This window comes from Streptomyces sp. NPDC032721 (assembly GCF_055579625.1).
The window spans coordinates 241,308-260,453 of the sequence record NZ_JBVIMX010000002.1 but is presented as its reverse complement, the minus strand read 5'-3'; the positions used below and the strand labels follow the sequence as shown (position 1 = coordinate 260,453).

General features: G+C 71.1%; 15 protein-coding genes. 4 read left to right on the top strand and 11 right to left on the bottom strand.

The genetic code is table 11. The features are described 5' to 3' along the window. Window positions 1-12: 12 nt before the first annotated feature. The 3 genes from ACZ5PB_RS07345 to lepA form a co-directional block, all read right to left on the bottom strand. The gene (locus tag ACZ5PB_RS07345) at window positions 13-1,902 is read right to left on the bottom strand and encodes an AMP-dependent synthetase/ligase (RefSeq protein ID WP_468688618.1); all 1,890 of its coding nucleotides are present in this window, start codon (window positions 1,900-1,902) and stop codon (window positions 13-15) included. 209 nt (window positions 1,903-2,111) lie between these two features. Further along, a complete protein-coding gene (locus ACZ5PB_RS07340) occupies window positions 2,112-2,282 on the bottom strand; it encodes a hypothetical protein (protein WP_468688616.1) in 171 nt (56 codons plus the stop codon). A 71-nt stretch (window positions 2,283-2,353) separates the two neighbouring features. Then, a complete protein-coding gene (lepA, locus tag ACZ5PB_RS07335) occupies window positions 2,354-4,222 on the bottom strand; it encodes a translation elongation factor 4 (protein ID WP_468688614.1) in 1,869 nt (622 codons plus the stop codon). A gap of 246 nt (window positions 4,223-4,468) precedes the next feature. Between lepA and rpsT the strand changes: the two genes are divergently transcribed. After that, window positions 4,469-4,735, top strand: coding sequence for a 30S ribosomal protein S20 (rpsT, locus tag ACZ5PB_RS07330; protein WP_468688612.1), 267 nt, complete (start codon window positions 4,469-4,471; stop codon window positions 4,733-4,735). 197 nt (window positions 4,736-4,932) lie between these two features. On the opposite strand, the gene holA is transcribed toward rpsT, so the two are convergent. From holA to ACZ5PB_RS07305, 5 genes are all read right to left on the bottom strand, one after another. Beyond that, window positions 4,933-5,928, bottom strand: a complete 996-nt coding sequence (gene holA, locus ACZ5PB_RS07325; RefSeq protein ID WP_468688610.1) for a DNA polymerase III subunit delta — start codon at window positions 5,926-5,928, stop codon at window positions 4,933-4,935. A gap of 55 nt (window positions 5,929-5,983) precedes the next feature. Beyond that, window positions 5,984-6,229, bottom strand: a complete 246-nt coding sequence (locus tag ACZ5PB_RS07320; RefSeq protein ID WP_468688609.1) for a hypothetical protein — start codon at window positions 6,227-6,229, stop codon at window positions 5,984-5,986. A gap of 71 nt (window positions 6,230-6,300) precedes the next feature. Continuing rightward, on the bottom strand, window positions 6,301-7,200 hold the full coding sequence (locus ACZ5PB_RS07315) for a YceI family protein (RefSeq protein ID WP_468688607.1): 900 nt from the start codon (window positions 7,198-7,200) through the stop codon (window positions 6,301-6,303). 336 nt (window positions 7,201-7,536) lie between these two features. Then, on the bottom strand, window positions 7,537-10,029 hold the full coding sequence (locus ACZ5PB_RS07310) for a ComEC/Rec2 family competence protein (RefSeq protein WP_468688910.1): 2,493 nt from the start codon (window positions 10,027-10,029) through the stop codon (window positions 7,537-7,539). A 116-nt stretch (window positions 10,030-10,145) separates the two neighbouring features. Continuing rightward, a complete protein-coding gene (locus ACZ5PB_RS07305) occupies window positions 10,146-10,802 on the bottom strand; it encodes a ComEA family DNA-binding protein (RefSeq protein WP_468688605.1) in 657 nt (218 codons plus the stop codon). Window positions 10,803-10,902: 100 nt separating this feature from the next. Between ACZ5PB_RS07305 and ACZ5PB_RS07300 the strand changes: the two genes are divergently transcribed. After that, window positions 10,903-11,475 (top strand): hypothetical protein, encoded by a 573-nt coding sequence (locus tag ACZ5PB_RS07300; RefSeq protein ID WP_468688604.1) that lies wholly within the window; start codon window positions 10,903-10,905, stop codon window positions 11,473-11,475. 84 nt (window positions 11,476-11,559) lie between these two features. Here the strand turns inward: ACZ5PB_RS07300 and ACZ5PB_RS07295 are convergent, their stop codons facing one another. The 3 genes from ACZ5PB_RS07295 to leuS all read right to left on the bottom strand — a co-directional run bounded on the left by ACZ5PB_RS07295 (window position 11,560) and on the right by leuS (window position 16,332). Continuing rightward, window positions 11,560-12,405, bottom strand: coding sequence for a DegV family protein (locus ACZ5PB_RS07295; protein ID WP_468688602.1), 846 nt, complete (start codon window positions 12,403-12,405; stop codon window positions 11,560-11,562). Between the two features lie 95 nt (window positions 12,406-12,500). Continuing rightward, the gene (locus ACZ5PB_RS07290) at window positions 12,501-13,277 is read right to left on the bottom strand and encodes a hypothetical protein (RefSeq protein WP_468688600.1); all 777 of its coding nucleotides are present in this window, start codon (window positions 13,275-13,277) and stop codon (window positions 12,501-12,503) included. 178 nt (window positions 13,278-13,455) lie between these two features. Next, a complete protein-coding gene (gene leuS, locus ACZ5PB_RS07285) occupies window positions 13,456-16,332 on the bottom strand; it encodes a leucine--tRNA ligase (protein ID WP_468688598.1) in 2,877 nt (958 codons plus the stop codon). A 391-nt stretch (window positions 16,333-16,723) separates the two neighbouring features. On the opposite strand from leuS, the gene ACZ5PB_RS07280 reads away from it, so the two are divergent. Together ACZ5PB_RS07280 and ACZ5PB_RS07275 are read left to right on the top strand one after the other, a co-directional pair. Then, window positions 16,724-17,527: a hypothetical protein gene (locus tag ACZ5PB_RS07280; RefSeq protein ID WP_468688596.1), complete on the top strand. Its 804-nt coding sequence runs from the start codon at window positions 16,724-16,726 to the stop codon at window positions 17,525-17,527. After that, on the top strand, window positions 17,524-19,140 hold the full coding sequence (locus ACZ5PB_RS07275; protein ID WP_468688594.1) for an NADH-ubiquinone oxidoreductase-F iron-sulfur binding region domain-containing protein: 1,617 nt from the start codon (window positions 17,524-17,526) through the stop codon (window positions 19,138-19,140). Before ACZ5PB_RS07280 ends, ACZ5PB_RS07275 begins: the two co-directional genes overlap by 4 nt. Window positions 19,141-19,146: the final 6 nt, after the last annotated feature.

Below are 19,146 nucleotides of genomic sequence, written 5' to 3'. Positions count from 1 at the left end.
GAACAGCGGGGGTCAGGCCTCCCTGCTCCCCGCGTACATCTCGTCGATCAGGTGCTTGTACTCGCGCTCGACGACCGGCCGCTTCAGCTTGAGGCTGGGCGTCAGCTCACCGTTCTCCACGTCGAGGTCTCGGGGCAGCAGGCGGAACTTCTTGATGGTCTGCCAGCGCTGCAGCCCCTCGTTGAGCTCCTTCACATACCCCTCCACGAGGGCCTGCGTCTGCGGAGCGGCCATCACGTCGGCGTACGTGGTCGCGGTCAGCCCCTGCTCCTGCGCCCAGGCCATGATCGTCGGCTCGTCGAGCGAGATCAGCGCCGTACAGAAGTTGCGGTCGCCGCCGTGCACCAGGATGTTCGAGACGTACGGGCAGACCGCCTTGAACTGTCCCTCCACCTCGGCGGGCGAGATGTACTTGCCGCCCGAGGTCTTGATGAGGTCCTTCTTGCGGTCGGTGATCCGCAGGTACCCGTCCGGGGACAGTTCGCCGATGTCACCGGTGTGGAACCAGCCGTCGGACTCCAGGACTTCGGCGGTCTTCTCCGGCAGCCCGTGGTAGCCCTGCATGATGCCGGGGCCGCGCAGCAGGATCTCGCCGTCCTCGGCGATCCGCACCTCGGTCCCGGGGAGCGGCTTGCCGACGGTGCCGGTGCGGTACGCCTCACCGGGGTTGACGAAGCTGGCGGCGCTGGACTCGGTGAGCCCGTACCCCTCCAGGATGTGGATTCCGGCTCCGGAGAAGAAGTAGCCGATGTCCGGGGCGAGCGCGGCGGAACCCGACACGCAGGCGCGCAGCCGCCCGCCGAACGCCTCACGGATCTTGGAGAACACCAGCGCGTCGGCGACCTTGTGCTTGGCGTTCAGGGCGAAGGGAGCGGTCGCCTGCCCGGTGCGCCGGAAGTTGTCCTGGGTGACCTTCGCGTACTCGCGGCCGACACCCGCCGCCCACTGGAAGATCTTGTACTTGGCGCCGCCACCGGCCCGCGCCTTGGAGGCGACTCCGTTGTAAACCTTCTCGAAGATGCGCGGTACGGCGGCCATGTACGTCGGCTGCACGACCGGCAGGTTCTCGATGATCTTGTCGATGCGGCCGTCGACGGCGGTGACGTGGCCGACCTCGATCTGGCCGGAGGTGAGCACCTTGCCGAAGACGTGTGCCAGCGGGAGCCACAGGTACTGCAGGTCGTCCTTGGTGATCAGCCCGGTCGCTACGGTCGCCTTGGCCATGTACGACCAGCAGTCGTGCGGCAGCCGCACGCCCTTGGGGCGGCCGGTGGTGCCGGAGGTGTAGATGAGGGTGGCGAGCTGGTCGGAGGTGATCGCCGCGACCCGCTCCTTGACCGCCTCCGGGCTCTTCTCCAGGTAGGCGTTACCGCGTGCCTCCAGGTCGGCGAGGGAGAGCACCCAGCCCTCGGGGTCACCGTCGGCCGCCACGGCGTCCTCGGCGTTCACCACGACGACGTGGGCGAGGTGGGGCAGGTCGGCGCGCTTCTCACGGGCCTTGGCGAGCTGCGCGGCGTCCTCGGCGATCAGAACCCGGCTCTCGGAGTCGGAGAGGATGTAGGCGCTCTCCTCGGCGTTCGTCGAGGGGTAGATCGTGGTGGTGGCGGCACCGGCACACATCACACCGAGGTCGGAGAGGATCCACTCCACCCGGGTGTTCGAGGCGAGGGCCACCCGCTGCTCGGGCTGCACCCCCAGGTCCAGGAGTCCGGCGGCGATCGCGTAGACCCGCTTCGCGGCCTGCCCCCAGCTCAGCGAACGCCATTCGTCGGGGCCACTTCCGCCGGCCGGCGGCACCGGGTACCGGTAGGCCTCTCCGTCCGGCGTGGCAGCCACGCGCTCAATGAAGAGGGCCGCGACGGACGGCGGCCGGTTCTCGATCAAGGTCTGTGTGTCGCTCACGACGTCCTCCGGGCCCACGGCATTGCTGCGCGACTGGCTGGTATTTAACTGGCGAGTAACAAACGAATCAGTGATCAGACTAGAGCTCCCGGGCCGGGTACGTAAGAGCCCGAGGCTCCTCCTTTTCTCCGAACGCCGCACGGCCCCGCGCACCACGCGGCGGGCCCGCCGCACCGGAGTGCGACGGACCCGCCCCAACTGCTGCTCTTTCAGGAACGCTTGACGGCCTGAGCCTCGGCAGCGACCTGCGCCTTGACCACGGCGTCCACGGTGGCGGCCGCGCTCGCGTCAGGACAAGCCGTGATGTCGGCCACCCGGTCGGCGGCAGCGTGGCGTCCTTGGTCGCCTTCAGCTTCTCGCCGGCCCCGCTGACCGCGCATCCATGCAAAAAGCGCCCGTCCGTGGCTCGGACGGGCGCTTGTGCGGAAAGCGCTCTGCGGTTGACGCAGATCTACTTCTTTGCCTTGCCGCCGGAGTCGTCGCTGGAAAGAACGGCGATGAAGGCTTCCTGCGGCACTTCGACACTGCCGACCATCTTCATGCGCTTCTTTCCTTCCTTCTGCTTCTCCAGGAGCTTCCGCTTGCGGGAGATGTCGCCGCCGTAGCACTTGGCGAGGACGTCCTTGCGGATGGCGCGGATCGTCTCGCGGGCGATGACCCGGGAGCCGATGGCGGCCTGGATGGGCACCTCGAAGGCCTGCCGCGGGATGAGCTCGCGCAGCTTGGCGACGAGCCGCACGCCGTACGCGTACGCGGCGTCCTTGTGCGTGACGGCGGAGAAGGCGTCGACCTTGTCGCCGTGCAGCAGGATGTCGACCTTGACGAGGGCGGCGGACTGCTCGCCGGTCGGCTCGTAGTCGAGGGAGGCGTAACCGCGGGTCTTGGACTTCAGCTGGTCGAAGAAGTCGAAGACGATTTCCGCGAGCGGCAGCGTGTAACGGATCTCGACCCGGTCCTCGGAGAGGTAGTCCATGCCCAGGAGCGCGCCCCGGCGGGTCTGGCAGAGCTCCATGATGGCGCCGATGAACTCGCTGGGGGCGAGGATCGTGGCGCGGACGACGGGCTCGTACACGTCCGAGATCTTGCCCTCGGGGAACTCGCTCGGGTTGGTGACGGTGTGCTCGCTGCCGTCCTCCATGACCACGCGGTAGACCACGTTGGGCGCCGTCGCGATGAGGTCGAGGCCGAACTCGCGCTCCAGGCGCTCGCGGATCACGTCGAGGTGCAGCAGTCCCAGGAAGCCGACGCGGAAGCCGAAGCCGAGTGCCGCGGAGGTCTCCGGCTCGTACACCAGGGCGGCGTCGTTGAGCTGGAGCTTGTCGAGGGCCTCGCGCAGGTCCGGGTACTCCGAGCCGTCGAGCGGGTACAGGCCCGAGAACACCATCGGCTTGGGGTCCTTGTAACCGCCCAGCGCCTCGGTCGCGCCCTTGTTCAGGGAGGTGATGGTGTCACCGACCTTGGACTGACGGACGTCCTTCACACCGGTGATGATGTAGCCGACCTCGCCCACGCCGAGACCGTCGGAGGGGGTCATCTCCGGCGAGGAGACGCCGATCTCCAGGAGCTCGTGGGTGGCGCCGGTCGACATCATCTTGATGCGCTCGCGCTTGTTGAGCTGGCCGTCGACGACTCGTACGTACGTCACGACGCCGCGGTAGGAGTCGTAGACCGAGTCGAAGATCATCGCGCGGGCGGGGGCGTCCTTGACGCCGACCGGGGCCGGCACGTCGCGCACGACGCGGTCGAGCAGCGCGTCCACGCCGACGCCGGTCTTCGCGGAGACCTTCAGGACGTCCTCGGGCTGGCAGCCGATGAGGTTGGCGAGTTCCTCGGAGAACTTCTCCGGCTGGGCGGCCGGCAGGTCGATCTTGTTGAGGACGGGGACGATCGCGAGGTCGTTCTCCATCGCCAGGTAGAGGTTGGCGAGGGTCTGCGCCTCGATGCCCTGCGCGGCGTCGACCAGCAGGACCGTGCCCTCGCAGGCGGCCAGCGAGCGGGAGACCTCGTAGGTGAAGTCCACGTGGCCAGGGGTGTCGATCATGTTGAGGACATGGGTGGTGCCCTTGTTGTCGCCCTCGGTGGGCGCCCAGGGCAGCCGTACCGCCTGGGACTTGATGGTGATGCCGCGCTCGCGCTCGATGTCCATGCGGTCGAGGTACTGGGCACGCATCTGCCGCTGGTCGACCACTCCGGTCAGCTGGAGCATCCGGTCGGCCAGAGTCGACTTGCCGTGGTCGATGTGCGCGATGATGCAGAAGTTGCGGAGCAGTGCCGGGTCGGTACGGCTCGGCTCGGGCACGTGGAGAGGAGTCGCGGGCACGCAGGGTCCTGATTCTTGAGAAGAGGGCACCACGTGCTGTGGGACGGCGTGCGTCGGGCGCGCGCGTGCCTCGTTCTCGTCTCGGTCCGGAAGTCTGAAGTCTTCCCATGGTCCCACGAGCGGGGACCTGCGGCCGGTTTGGGCCGGTCGGCGGACGGCTGGTAGCCTGGGCAGCTGTGTCTGGTGACCTTCACGGGTCGCGGGACACGAAGCGACATCCAAATCGAACCTGTAAAGGCTCTTTCAGTGGCGAACATCAAGTCCCAGGTCAAGCGGAACAAGACGAACGAGAAGGCGCGCCTGCGCAACAAGGCCGTCAAGTCCTCGGTCAAGACCGCGGTGCGCAAGGCCCGCGAGGCCGTCGTCGCCGGCGACGTCGAGAAGGCCACCCTGGCCGTTCGCGACGCCTCCCGTGCGCTCGACAAGGCCGCGAGCAAGGGTGTCATCCACAAGAACGCCGCCGCCAACAAGAAGTCGGCGCTGGCTGCCAAGGTCGCCACCCTTCAGGGCTGAGCATCACCTCTGAAGTACTTGTAGTGAATCGTCGGAGTCAGGACCCAGCGGACCCTCTCTACCGCTCCTGACCCGGCACCCCCGCCGCGCACCGAACGCGTTCGCCACGCGGGCGCGGTGGAACCAGCTCGAACCGGAACCCCGGTCCCGTCCTTCCCCAGGACGGGACCGGGGTTCCGGTGTTTTCCGCTGTGTGTTTATCGGGCGTTGCGCGCCCTGGCCGCCCGGGCCACCGCGACCACTGCCTTCTCCAGTGCGTACTCGGGGTCGTCCCCGCCGCCCTTGACGCCCGCGTCCGCCTCGGCGACCGCCCGCAGGGCGAGGGCGACCCCGTCCGCCGACCAGCCGCGCATCTGCTGCCTCACCCGGTCGATCTTCCACGGGGGCATGCCGAGGTCCCTGGCCAGGTCGCCGGGCCGGGCGCCGCGCGGGGCGGAAGCCAGCTTGCCGATGGCCCGTACGGCCTGGGCGAGCGCGCTGGTGATCAGTACCGGTGCCACGCCCGTCGACAGCGACCACCGCAGTGCTTCGAGCGCCTCGGCGGCCCGTCCTTCGACGGCCCGGTCGGCCACGGTGAAGCTGGAGGCCTCGGCCCGCCCGGTGTAGTACCGGCCGACGACCTCCTCGTCGATGGTGCCCTCGACGTCCGCGACCAGCTGCGCGACGGCGCTCGCCAGCTCGCGCAGATCGCTGCCGATGGCGTCGACCAGCGTCTGGCTCGCCTCGGGGGTGGCGGAGCGGCCCAGGGCCCGGAATTCCGACCGTACGAACGACAGCCGCTCGGCGGGCTTGGTGGTCTTGGGGCAGGCGACCTCGCGCGCGCCCGCCTTGCGGGCGGCGTCCAGCAGGCCCTTGCCCTTGGCGCCGCCGGCGTGCAGCAGGACGAGGGTGATCTCCTCGGCGGGAGCGCCGAGGTACGCCTTGACGTCCTTGATCGTGTCGGCGGTGAGGTCCTGTGCGTTGCGCACGACGACGACCTTGCGCTCGGAGAAGAGCGAGGGGCTGGTCAGCTCGGCCAGGGTGCCTGGCTCCAGCTTGTCGGGCGTGAGGTCGCGTACGTCGGTGTCGGCGTCCGCAGCGCGGGCCGCCGCCACGACCTCCCGTACGGCACGGTCGAGGAGGAGGTCCTCCTGACCCACCGCGAGGGTGACGGGGGCGAGCGGATCGTCGGTCGAATTCTTCCTGGTGGCCATCGCGGTCAAGCATCCCACGGGCCACTGACAGTGCCCGCCCTCGCCGGATCCGCCCCTACGGGGCCTCCAGCCACCCCTCGTACTCCGCGGCCAGCGCGTCCAGCACGGCGGGGTCCAGGCGCCCCTCGGGGTCCTCGACGACCACCAGCCACTGCGCGTCCTCGGCGTCGTCCTCGCCCGCCAGGGCGTCCCGGACGAGCTGCGGCTCCTCCGCCGTCCCGAAACGGCCCGGCAGCTCCTGAGCCACCTCTTCGGCGGCGTCCCGGTCCGGCAGCACCAATACATGTCGTACATCGCTCACCCGAACATTGTCGGGCACCGCGTGCTGCCGGACGCACCGTATTAGGTGCCCGGGGCTACTGGTGGAGCTGTTCAGGATGCCGGGGCGCCCGCGTTCTTGGGGATGATCTGGATGTCCAGCTCGACGGCGATGGAGGACCCGACGGCGGCGATGCCGTGCCCGAGCATGGTCTGCCAGGTGAGGGTGAAGTCCTCGCGGTGGAGTTCGGCGGTGGAGTGGACGGCCGCGCGGGTCTCGCCCTGGATGCCGTTGCCCATGCCGAGGTACTGGCTGTCCAGCGTGACGGTGCGGCTGACGCCGTGCAGGGTGAGCGCGCCGGTGACCGCCCAGCGGCTGCCGCCGCGGTGCACGAAGCGGTCGCTGTAGAACTCCATCGTCGGGTAGTTCGCGACGTCGAAGAAGTCCTTGCCCCGCAGGTGGTCGTCACGCATCTTGACGTTGGTGTCGATGGAGTTGGCGTCGATGATGACGTGCATGGCGGACTGTTCCATGCGCTCGCCGATCCGCACCGCGCCCGCGAAACTGTTGAACCGGCCTCGGATGCGGGCCAGTCCGATGTGCCGTGCGGAGAAGCTGATCTGGGAGTGCATCAGGTCGATCTCCCAGTCGCCGGGCTCGGGGAGCTGCGGCGGGGAGGCGATCTGGAGGGAGATGTCGCCGAGGCCTGAGTGACCGCTCTCGGTGACGGTGGCGCTGCCCCGGTACGGGGTGAAGCCCTCGGCGGTGACGGCGAGCCGGTAGTCGCCTGCGGGTACGGCGGCGACGAGGGTGCCGTAGGGGTCGGTCTCGCCCCCGACGACCCTGCGGCCCGCGCCGTCGGTGACGACGAACTCGGCCTGCCGGACGGGCTCGTTGACCGGGTCGAGGACCCGGCAGCTGAGGACGCCGGCCGATGAAGGTACGGAGAATCCGGCGAGTGGGTTGGCGTGGCTTCCGGTGGTCGGACGGCGGCCAAGCCAGCGGGAAATCATGAGGTGCGCACCCCCGTGCGAATGGTTTCTGCAGGGGCGCGCGGAGACACGACGAACCGCCGGAGCAGCGACCCTTTGACGAAAAAGCATTCGATCACTCATGGGGCGTTCGAGGCAAACGCGCCGCTCGGTGATGAGATGGCATCACCTGTCCACAGAGGTCTGAATTGAGCGTTCCGCTTATCCGTATCCACTGGTCACTGGCTCATTACCCGCAGTAACTCAGGTGTCGGGGGCAAGTTGCGGAGACCTCGTGGAGGCGGGTTGCGGGCACGCTGCGCAGCCAGTCGTACGGGTTGGCCCGGGGGTTGAGCCGTACCGCGAATACGGCTGGAATCAGCTCCCCAGCGGCACCGCCGCCAGCCCGTCCCCCGCGCCGGTCACCGCGATCGCACCGTCCCGGTCCGTACGCAGCACCACCGCCCCGAGGGCGGCGAGCGCGGCCAGGGCGGCGGGCGCCGGGTGACCGTACGGGTTGTCGCGGCCCACCGGAACGAGGGCCAGCCGGGGCGCGAGCCGATGGAGCAGGCCGGGGTCCTGGTGGGCCGAGCCGTGGTGGGCCACCTTGAGGACGTCGACCGGCGGGAGGCCCGGATGCGCCCTCAGCAGGCCCCGCTGGGCGGGTGGTTCGAGGTCGCCGGGCAACAGGAGGGTGAGAACCTCACCCGTCGCACCCCCGCCCCCTTCAGGGCCGGGACCGGGGCCGGGACCCGGACCGGGCGGGTGGATCCGTACGAACAGGGTGGCACTCGCGTCGTTCGCCTCCCGGGGTGCCGGGTACGGAGCCGGAGGCGGCCACAGCACCTGCCAGTCGAGCGGTCCGATCCGGCGCCGCTCCCCCGGCCGGGCAACGGTCACCGGCACCCCCGCCTCCGCCGCTGTCCTGCGTACGAACGCCGCCTGCTCCCTGGGCTCCGCGAACGTCGTCGTCTCGATCGCCCCGACCGCCCGGCCGCGCAGCACCCCGGGCAGCCCGGACACGTGGTCGGCGTGAAAGTGACTGAGCACGACCAGCGGCACCCTGGTGACACCGAGCCGCCGCAGGCACCGGTCCGCCAGCAACGGGTCGGGGCCCGCGTCCACGACCACCGCCGTGCCCTCCTCCCCGGCCGCGAGCACCGTCGCGTCGCCCTGCCCCACGTCGCACAGCACCACCTTCCAGTCCGGCGGTGGCCACCCCGTGAGCAGTCCGGTGAGCGGTGGCGGCCGCAGCACCGCGAGCAGCAGGAGCAGTACGCAGCCGGCGCTCAGCCACGGGTGGCGCCCGGCCCGGCGCGCGGCAAGCACCACGGCGAGGGTCACGACTGCCAGCAGCAGGCCGCCCCGCCAGCCACCCGGCCAGCCGATCTCCGCCCCGGGCAGCGCCGCCCCCGTCCTGGCCACCCCGGCGATCCACCCGGCGGGCCAGCCCGCCACCCCGGCGAGCAGTTCGGCGACAGGCATCGCCACCGGCGCCGTGGCCAGGGCGGCGAAGCCGAGGACGGTGGCGGGTGCAACGGCGAGTTCGGCGAGGAGGTTGCAGGGGATGGCCACCAGGCTGACCCGTGCTGCCATCACGGCGACCACCGGCGCGCACACCGCCTGCGCCGCACAGGCTGCGGCCAGCACCTCGGCGAGCCGCGGCGGCATCCCCCGCCGCTGCAGTCCGGCGCTCCAGACGGGGCCCAGGGTGAGCAGCGCCCCGGTGGCCAGTACCGACAGCAGGAATCCGTAACTCCGGGCCAGCCACGGGTCGTACAGCACGAGCAGCAGTACTGCGGCGGCCAGCGCCGGGATCAGGGACCTGCGCCGTCCGGTGCCGATGGCGAGGAGGGTGACGAGGCCGCAGGCGGCGGCCCGCAGCACACTGGGCTCCGGGCGGCACACGATCACGAAGGCGAGGGTGAGCACCCCGCCCGACAGTGCGGTCGTACGCAGTGAGATCCCGAGCCGGGGTGCCAGGCCCCGCCGCTCGGCCCGCAGCGCGAGGCCGGGCGGCCCGATGAGGAGGGCCAGGACGATCGTGAGGTTGCTCCCGGAGACGGCCGTCAGGTGTACGAGATCGGTCGCGGTGAAGGCGTCGTGCAGCTCCGGCTCCATCCGTGAGGTGTCGCCGACGACCAGCCCCGGCAGCAGGGCACGCGCATCGGGCGGCAGCCCTTCGGTAGCCTCCCGCAGCCCGGCCCTGAGCTCACCGGCCGTGCGCTGTACGGCGGTTGGCTGGCCGATGACGGCCGGGGCCCCGTTTCCCGGCAGGCGCAGCACGGCGGCGATCCGGTCGCCGTCCGGCAGCGGCGGTGCCAGCCGGGCGCCGCTCACCCGCAGCCGGGTGGAGGGCAGCAGCCGAAGCCACCGGGCGGTGGGGCCGCGTACCGGGGCCAGGACGAGGACCGGTGTCCGGACGAGGGTGGCCGCTCCGTCGGCGGTGGTGACGCGGGTGATCTCGGCGTCCAGCACGACGGACCGGGGTGCAGCGCGGTCGCCCCGTACCCGTGGCCGGGTCTGCCGAGGGTCGCCGGTGACGGTGAGCTCGGCCCCCACCACGGCGTGCCTGCGGGCCAGTTCGGGTACCGGCCCTCGGTGGAGGTCGGCCGAGTGCAGGGCCGCCGAGGCAGCTGCGGCCGCAGCGCAGAGCAGGGCGGTGAGGACGGCAGCGGCGCGACGGGGGCGTCCGCCGCCACCGGCCGCCTGCCTCCGCGCCATCACCAGCCCCACCACCAGCGCTCCCGCGAGAAGGACGCCCAGGAGGACGACCCCGGCTGCCTCCGCCCCGCCCACGGTCAGCGCGGCCGCTCCCCAGGCCGCCAGCGCCGGCGGCACCAGCCGGAGGTCGGAGGGGCCCTCCTGCATCGGGTCGGAGGAACCCAGCCTGCGCCCGGAGGCCGTGTGCACGGTGGGCCGGGCGGCGGGCGACGCACCCGTGGACGCCGCTGCCGCGTCGCGCCCCTCGCCCCGGCCGGCCCTCCTCACGGGCGTACGAGCCGCTGAAGGTCCGTGAACCGGCGGTCGCCGATCCCGTTGACTTCGCGCAACTCCTCCACCGAGCGGAATCCGCCGTGCAGCACGCGGTACTCGACGATGTGCCGGGCCAGGACGGGGCCGACTCCGGGAAGGGTGTCGAGCTGTTCCACGGTCGCGGAGTTGAGGCTGACCGGGCCGGTCGGCGGGACGCCGCCGGGCCCCGTTGCCGATGCTCCTGCGGCGGTCTGCTGGGGTGGGGCGGGGCCGCCCACCACGACCTGCTCGCCGTCGGTGAGCACCCGGGCCCTGTTGATCCCGCTGAGGTCCTGACCGGCCCTGACCCCGCCCGCCATCCTCAGCGCGTCCGCCACCCGCGACCCGGCGGGCAGTCTGTGCACCCCGGGCAGCTTCACCGCGCCGCTCACGTCGACGACCACGAACGTGCCGCCCGGGGCCTGAAGTGCGGGCATCGCCGTCGGCAGCGTCCCCGCGGGCTGCGGGGCACGGGGCGAGGGCAGTGCACGCGGCACGGTCGCCCGGGGGGCCGCCACGCCGCCCGCCTCCACCGTCTCCGGGGCACGCACGGGCTCGGGGCGGCCGGACCAGAAGTGGTGGAAGGCGAAACCCGCGGACACGACCAGGACCGCAGCGAGCGCTCCCACGGTCCGGGGCTCCATCCCGCACCTGACCTGCACCCACACCGGCACCCGCTCCCGCGCCGCGGCCCACGCCCGGCGCAGCCCGCCCGCTCGCCGCCGCAGGGTGCCGGGCGCGGCGGGAGCAGGAGAAGCGGCAGGAGAAGCTCCGGGTGTACGGACCGGAGCCGCCGGCCTCGGAGCCGGCGCCCGGGGCGGTGACACCGGTGACACCGGTGACACCGGTGACACCGGTGGCGCGGCGACCGGTGGCGCGGCGACCGGCGATGCCGCAGCAGCGGCCAGGGCCGCCACCCCCACTGCCCGCGCCACAGAAGCCCGTGAAGCCGGAGAAGCGGGTGAAGTCGGTGGAGCCGGTGCAGCGGGAGCAGCCGGTGCAGCGGGCACCCGCGGCCTGACGCCGGAAAGCCCCGGCAGCGCGAACAGCGCGTCCGCCCGCCGCCGGGACAGCGAGGCCGCCGCGGTGGTGGCAGCCGTCCCTCGCCGGCGCCGCCGCAGCCCCGGCGAGGCGCGGAACCTCGTACGCGAGGAGGACGGGGAGGACGAGGAGGGCGACGAGACCGAGGAGGAGGACGAGGAGTGGGAGGTACGACCGGGCGCGCGGCCCGGTCCTGTCGTTTCGTTGCGTGATCGCAGAGTCATGCGCCTGACGGTAGGCACATCGGCCCAACCCCGCTGATCTTGATCAAATCCTGTGGAAAGGCCGAGAGTTGTGGATAACTCGGTCACCCGCAGGAGTGACGGAACCTGCGCGTCCGGCGCCTCAGCGCGGCGAGACCACGGCTCCCAGCAGCCCGGGCCCGGTATGCGCTCCGATGACCGCACCCACTTCGCTGACGTGCAGGTCTGCCAGGCCCGGCACCCGCTCCCGCAGCCGCTGGGCCAGCGTGTCGGCCCGCTCGGGTGCCGCCAGGTGGTGCACGGCGATGTCCACCCGCCGCTCGCCGGCCCGCTCGACCGCGATCTCCTCCAGCCTGGCGATCGCCTTGGAGGCCGTACGCACCTTCTCCAGCATCTCGATGCGCCCGTCGTCGAGAGCGAGGAGCGGCTTCACCGCAAGCGCCGATCCGAACATCGCCTGCGCGGCCCCGATCCGCCCGCCGCGCCGCAGGTAGTCCAGGGTGTCGACGTAGAAGTACGCGGCCGTCTCCTCGGCGCGCTTCTCCGCGGCGGCCACCGCCTCGTCGACCGTGCCGCCCGCCTCTGCCACCTCCGCTGCGGAGAGGGCGCAGAAACCGAGCGCCATGGCGACCATCCCGGTGTCCACCACTCGCACCGGAACCGGGGCCTCACGTGCGGCGAGGACAGCGGCGTCGTACGTACCGGAGAGCTCGGCGGGGAGGTGCAGCGAGACGATCCCGGTGGCTCCGGCCTCGGCCGCCGCCCGGTACGTCGCTGCGAACATTTCGGGGCTCGGCCGGGAGGTCGTCACCGAACGGCGCTTCTGGAGCGCCTGGGCGAGCGAGCGAGCAGAGATCTCGGTGCCCTCTTCGTACGCCTGGTCGCCGATGACGACGGTCAGCGGCACCGCGGTGATGCCGTGCCGCTCCATCGTCGGGGGCGGCAGGTAAGCCGTTGAATCGGTGACGATCGCGACATGGCGTGACATGTAGCGGGAGGTTACCCGCAGGCGAAGCCCTGCGGCAGTCCCGGCCCCTCCCAACCGGCCATCGGCCGGTGGACGACGGCCGGCAGCCACCGGGATCAGGTCGTGCCCTCGGGCCGAGGCGCCTTCTGCCACGGGTAGGTGGGCTGCATCTGCGGGTCCCGTGCGGTGATCGCCTGCGGCCCGGACTCCCCGGCGCCGGATCCGGACCCGGAACTGGCCGATCCGGCCCTGTACTCGCCGCTCGTCACGTCGTCGCTCGCTTCTGCCCAGGTCCGCGAGGGCCCCTGCGCAGGAGTTCCGCTCCCCTGGGCCTCGTCCGGTTCCACTGCCGCCCAGTGCCGCAGCGCCCCCGACTCCATGCGGATCTGCTCGCTCAGCGACGCAAGGTCGTCGTCCGCGAACTTCCTCGCCCGGTCCCGTGCCGCCCAGCGCAGCGAATCGGCGGACTGCACGACCTGTTCGGTGCGTTCCCGCAGTTCCGGGATGCGCTCGGCGGCCCGCGTCTTGTCCGGGTCGCGCTCCAGGCGGCGCAGCTCGTCGTCCAATTGGTGGCCGTACTCGCTCAGCCGCTCGAACAGTGCGACCGACTCCGACAGCGAGGCGTCCGACGTGATTCCCGTGGCCAGGGCCTCCTGGGTGGCTCGCATGGAGGTGCGCAGCGAGAGGCGCAGCTGTGCGAGTTCTCCGCCCATACCCACCTGGCCGTAACTCTTCGCGCGCAAGGTGGTGTCCTCGACGGTGCGCCTGGCCTGGGTGATCGTACGGTCCACACCGCGTTTGGCGGCCCCGACAGCCTTCACCGTCACGTACACCCCCAGCCCTACGAAGGCGAAGAACAGCAGCGCCATGATCAGGATGACGACAGCTTCCATGACGCCCCTCCGCGGTAGGACTGAACAGTGACGGGTGTTCCTGCTCCTCCACCGTAAACGGAGCGGGCAGGTTGAAGGTTCCATCGGAACCCCCAACCTGCCCGTAGGGGAAAGCCCTCAGCCACTGCGCGAATACGCCCTGATCAGGCGATCCAGGACATCGGCGGCGGCCACCGCACTACGCCGGAACGATGTTCACCAGCTTCGGCGCACGCACGATCACCTTGCGGATGTCCGCACCGCCCAGGGCGGCGACGACAGCCGGATCGGCCAGTGCCAGCTTCTCCAGTTCCTCGTCGCCGATCGACGGCGAGATCTCCAGGCGCGCCTTGACCTTGCCCTTTACCTGTACGACACAGGTCACGGTCTCGTCCACGACGTACGCCGGGTCCGCGACCGGGAAGTCCTGGTGGACCACGGACTCCGAGTGGCCCAGCTTGCGCCACAGCTCTTCGCCGATGTGCGGGGCCAGCGGCGCGACCAGCAGCACCAACGGCTCGGCGACGGAGCGCGACAGGGGGCCGCCCGTCTTCGTCAGATGGTTGTTCAGTTCAGTGATCTTGGCGATGGCGGTGTTGAAGCGCATGCCGGCCATGTCCTGGCCGACGCCGTCGATCGCCTTGTGCAGGGCACGCAGGGTGTCCTCGTCAGGCTCGGTGTCGACGACGGTGACGTCGCCCGTCGTCTCGTCGACGATGTTGCGCCACAGCCGCTGCAGCAGCCGGTACTGGCCGACGACCGCGCGGGTGTCCCACGGACGCGACACGTCCAGCGGGCCCATCGCCATCTCGTACAGGCGCAGCGTGTCCGCGCCGTACTCGGCGGAGATCTCGTCCGGCGTGACGGCGTTCTTCAGGGACTTGCCCATCTTGCCCAGGACGCGGCTGACCTTCTCGCCCTGGTAGTAGAACCCGCCGTCGCGCTCCTCGATCTCGGCGGCCGGCACGGCGATGCCGCGGGCGTCACGGTAGACGAACGCCTGGATCATGCCCTGGTTGTACAGCTTGTGGAACGGCTCGCTGGACGAGATGTGTCCCAGGTCGAACAGCACCTTCGACCAGAACCGCGCGTACAGCAGGTGCAGCACCGCGTGCTCCGCGCCGCCGACGTACAGGTCGACTCCACCGTGCGGCATGCCGTCGCGCGGGCCCATCCAGTACTGCTCGACGGCCGGGTCGACCAGCTTGTCGCTGTTGTGCGGGTCCAGGTAGCGCAGTTCGTACCAGCAGGAACCGGCCCAGTTGGGCATGGTGTTGGTCTCACGGCGGTACTTCTTGGGGCCGTCGCCCAGGTCCAGGGTGACGTTGACCCAGTCCTGGTTGCGCGACAGCGGCGTCTCGGGCTGTGCGCCGGCGTCCTCGGGGTCGAAGGTGCGCGGCGAGTAGTCCTCGACCTCGGGCAGTTCCAGCGGCAGCATCGACTCGGGCAGCGAGTGGGCGATGCCGTCCTCGTCGTAGACGATCGGGAAGGGCTCGCCCCAGTAGCGCTGGCGGCTGAACAGCCAGTCGCGCAGCCGGAAGTTGACCGTGCCCTCGCCGATGCCTTCTGCGGTCAGCCACTCGGTGATCTTCACCTTGGCGTCGGCCACCCCCAGGCCGTCCAGCGACAGCGTGTCATGGGCGGAGTTGACCAGCTTCGCGTCGTACGAGGCGAACGCCTCGTCCCAGTCCGCCGGGTCCAGGGAGCGCCCGTCGGACGGCTCGACGACACAGCGCATCGGCAGTTCGAAGGCACGCGCGAAGGCGAAGTCGCGGCTGTCGTGCGCGGGAACGGCCATGATCGCGCCGGTGCCGTAGCCCATCAGCACGTAGTCAGCAATGAAAACGGGGACCTTTTCCCCACTTACCGGGTTGGTCGCAAAGGCACCGGTGAAGACGCCGGTCTTCTCCTTGGCGTCGGCCTGCCGCTCCACGTCGGACTTTGCGGCGGCCTGCTTGCGGTACGCGGCAACGGCCTCGGCCGGAGTGGCATGCCCACCGGTCCAGACGTCGTGGGTCCCCTCGGGCCAGGCGGCCGGAACAATCTCCGACACCAACTCGTGCTCGGGCGCCAGCACCATGTAGGTCGCGCCGAACAGAGTGTCCTGGCGGGTGGTGAAGACCGTGATCTTCCGGCTGTCGTCGACCGCGAAGTCGACGCGGGCGCCCTCACTGCGGCCGATCCAGTTGCGCTGCTGCAGCTTGATCGCCTCGGGCCAGTCCAGCCCGTCCAGGTCGTCGATCAGACGGTCCGCGTAGGCGGTGATGCGCATGTTCCACTGGCGCAGCTTTGCCTTGAACACGGGGAAGTTCCCGCGCTCGGAACGGCCGTCTGCGGTCACTTCCTCGTTGGCCAGTACGGTGCCCAGTCCCGGCGCCCAGTTCACCGGGGCGTCCGAGGCGTACGCCAGCCGGTACTCGCTCAGCACGTCGGCGCGCTCACCTGCCGACAGCTCGCTCCACGCGCGCGTGCCCTCGACCGCGCGCTCGCCGCTCTCGAACTGGGCGACCAGATCAGTGATCGGGCGGGCCTTGCGGGCGTCCGCGTCGTACCAGGAGTTGAAGATCTGGACGAAGATCCACTGCGTCCACTTGTAGTACTCGGCGTCGATCGTCGCGAACGAGCGGCGCTTGTCGTGGCCCAGACCCAGCCGACGCAGCTGGTCCTTCATATTGGCCATATTGGCCTCGGTGGAGGTGCGCGGGTGCGTACCGGTCTGCACCGCGTACTGCTCGGCGGGCAGGCCGAAGGCGTCGAAGCCCAGCGTGTGCAGCACGTTGTGGCCCGTCATGCGCTGGTGGCGGGCGTAGACGTCGGTGGCGATGTAGCCCAGGGGGTGGCCCACGTGCAGGCCCGCACCGGAGGGGTACGGGAACATGTCCATGATGAACTTCTTGGGCTTCGCGGCCAGCTCCGCGTCGCCCGACAGGTCTCCGTCGCCCGGGTTCGGCGCCTCGTAGGTGCCCTCGGCGTCCCAGAAGTCCTGCCAGCGTGCCTCGATGTCGGCGGCCATGGCGGCCGTATAGCGGTGCGCGGCTGCCACCTCGGCAGCGGCAGCGGAATTCGTCTCGCTCATGTTTTTTGAAGCTCCATCGATTCGTCTCTGCTCACGGAAATGAAAAAGCCCCTCGCACAGGAGGGGACGCCGCGCCGATGCCGACCAGGTTCTTCACCGGTCGGTACTGATCAGCGCGGCTCGATAAGCAGAAGGCGTACGGCACGCATGGCGTCAGGGTACCGCAGGGCCCGCACGGGCCGCATCGAGCGTTACCGGCCCCGGCCGACGGCAGCGTACGCAAGGACGTCAACAGGCGGCACCGCGGCCTCCGGGGCCATACGCAGCGCGGACCGTACCCGCCCCCGCCGCCCCTTCGGCGCCGAACCGCCAAACCTCCCACCACCCTCCACCGCCCCGCCTAGCCTCCCGCCACGGGACCACATTCCCGAGCCCCCCGGAGCCCTCCCCCATGAACCCCGCACACCGGCACCCCGTACACCTGAACCAGGCACACCCCGTGAAGCGCACGAAATCCCGGCCAGTGCCCCGCATCCTGCTGACGGCCGCGTTACCCCTGCTGCCGCTGCTCGCCCTCCTCGGCGGCGACGGCCTGCGTTCCGCCCTCGATTTCACCAGCGGCGTCCTGACCCTCGTCTCCCTCACGGCCGCCGTTGCCTGGGGTCTCCTCGCCACCGACCGGCTGCTGCTGCGGCCCCGGCACCGGCTGGTCGCCCAGGCCGTACACCGGGCCACCGCAGCCGCTTCCCTAGGCTTCCTCCTGCTGCACCTCACGGTGAAGGTCGCCCTCGGCCACGTCTCCCTTCTGGCAGCCCTGCTTCCGTTCGCGGGCGGCCTGTCGGGGACGGCCGTGCTCATCGGTTTCGGCTCGCTGGCCGGGCTGCTGATGGTGGTGGCCGCCACCACGGGCGCACTGCGCAGCGCCTTCGCCACTCCGGGCAGCATCCCCGGCCGCTGGCGAACACTGCACATGCTGGCCTATCCCGCCTGGTGCGCGGCCCTGCAGCACGGCCTGTTCACCGGCCGGCCGGCCGACGCCTGGGTCGTCACGATGTACGCACTGTGTCTGGCCGGAGTGGCCACCACGCTCTCCCTACGGCTGCTTCCCGCCCGTCTCAAGCGGCGCATCATCGCCCGCACTCTGCCCTCACCACCACCCACCGCCCCGCAGCGGCGCCTTCCCCTCGCACGCGGACCACGAGCCGTCGCGTCAGCTCCCCGGCATGCCCACACCCCCACAGGAGACCGCCGTTGAACGCCCGCGACCCCCACAGCACATCCGGCGCCCGCAACGCCCCGCTCCCCGACGTCCCACATGTGGTCACCGTCGGGCTCCCCCACCTCACCGCCGGCTTCGACCTCGCGGCCCGCCTTGACCTCAGTACCCACCTCAAGGTCCACGGCCCCCTCGCCCCCGTGCCGGGCGAGCACCTCGCCGCAATTGCCGAGGACATCGCACTGCAGGGCCGAGGAGGTGCGGGCTTCCCTTTCGCCCGAAAGTTACGGGCGGTGGCCGAGGCAGCCACCCGGCGCGGTGTGCTTCCCTCGGTCGTCGTCAACGCCAGCGAGGGCGAGCCCGCCTGCCGCAAGGACACCGTGCTGCTCAACCGCACCCCGCATCTCGTCCTGGACGGTGCGCTGCTGGCTGCCGAGGCGCTCGGCGCGCGCACCCTGTACGTCGCCGTCACCCGTGACTCCACCGAAGCGTCGGTACGGGACGCCTTCGCCGAACGCGGCCTGTCCGACCGGCGCCTGCGCAACAAGGGCATCCGCGTACGGGTGCTCCGTACGCCCGAGCGCATGGTCTCCGGCGAGGCGTCCGCGGTGATCCGCGCCGCGAACGGCGGCCCCGCTCTGCCACCCGGCCGCCGCGAACGTGCCTCGGAGTCCGGCGTCGCGGGCGCTCCGACCCTGCTCTCCAACGCCGAGACGTACGCCCAGCTCGCCGTCGCCGCCCGCCTCGGTGCCCCGCGCTACTCCCGCACCGGCATCCCGGAGGAGCCCGGCACCGTCCTGCTGACGCTGTCCGGCGCGCTCCCCCAGCCGCTGGTGATGGAAGTCCCCTCCGGCGTCCCGCTGGGGCACGTGCTGCAACTGGCAGGTGCTCCACCGGTCCCCCAGGGCGTCCTGACCGGCGGCTACCACGGCAGTTGGATCGACACGTACGCAGCGCACGATGCCGCCGTCTCCCGCGCGTCCCTGGCCTTCTTCGGCGGCGCTCTCGGCGCGGGGGCGCTGCTCCCGATCGACCAGGACACCTGCCCACTGGGCGAGTCCCTGCGCATCGCGAACTGGCTGGCCGCCGAAACCGCAGGCCAGTGCGGCCCCTGCAAACTGGGCCTGCCCGCCGCAGCGGGCAGCCTCTCCGACGTACTCGACGGAGGCGGCCAGGCAGCCCTGGAAGCTCTCCGCGAGACCACCCGGGCGGCGAAGGGGCGGGGCGCCTGCAAACATCCCGACGGCTCGGTCCGCTTCCTGCTGTCCACCCTGAACGCCTTCACGGACGACCTGGCGGCCCATGTCCTGGGCGGCGGCTGCGGTCGTCCCACGGCCGGCGTCCTGCCCCTCCCCGGCCCCGCCCCGCGCTCCTCCCGGCGCGGCAGGGGCGTTTCCAGTGGCGAGAAACTGGCCGTCGACTGGACCCTGTGCCAGGGGCACGGTCTGTGTGCGGACGTCGTCCCGGAACTGATCCGGCTCGGCCACGACGGCTATCCGGCTCTCGCGGACGCCGCCGTACCCCTGCATCTGCGCGAGCGTGCCCGGCGTGCGGTCCGCCGCTGCCCGGCCCTCGCCCTGCGTGTCGAGGCAGCCCCCGCCGAACGCCCTGCAGCCCCCGCCCGCAGGGCGCTTGACCGGCGCAGGGGCTGAGGCGGA

What these genes read in the sequence shown, in the direction of transcription:
- ACZ5PB_RS07280 (WP_468688596.1), top strand. Translation starts at nt 16,724, where the DNA reads ATGAACCCCGCACACCGGCACCCCGTACACCTGAACCAGGCACACCCC.
- leuS (WP_468688598.1), bottom strand. Translation starts at nt 16,332, where the DNA reads ATGAGCGAGACGAATTCCGCTGCCGCTGCCGAGGTGGCAGCCGCGCAC.
- ACZ5PB_RS07315 (WP_468688607.1), bottom strand. Translation starts at nt 7,200, where the DNA reads ATGATTTCCCGCTGGCTTGGCCGCCGTCCGACCACCGGAAGCCACGCC.
- ACZ5PB_RS07290 (WP_468688600.1), bottom strand. Translation starts at nt 13,277, where the DNA reads ATGGAAGCTGTCGTCATCCTGATCATGGCGCTGCTGTTCTTCGCCTTC.
- holA (WP_468688610.1), bottom strand. Translation starts at nt 5,928, where the DNA reads ATGGCCACCAGGAAGAATTCGACCGACGATCCGCTCGCCCCCGTCACC.
- ACZ5PB_RS07340 (WP_468688616.1), bottom strand. Translation starts at nt 2,282, where the DNA reads ATGCGCGGTCAGCGGGGCCGGCGAGAAGCTGAAGGCGACCAAGGACGC.
- ACZ5PB_RS07310 (WP_468688910.1), bottom strand. Translation starts at nt 10,029, where the DNA reads ATGCAGGAGGGCCCCTCCGACCTCCGGCTGGTGCCGCCGGCGCTGGCG.
- ACZ5PB_RS07295 (WP_468688602.1), bottom strand. Translation starts at nt 12,405, where the DNA reads ATGTCACGCCATGTCGCGATCGTCACCGATTCAACGGCTTACCTGCCG.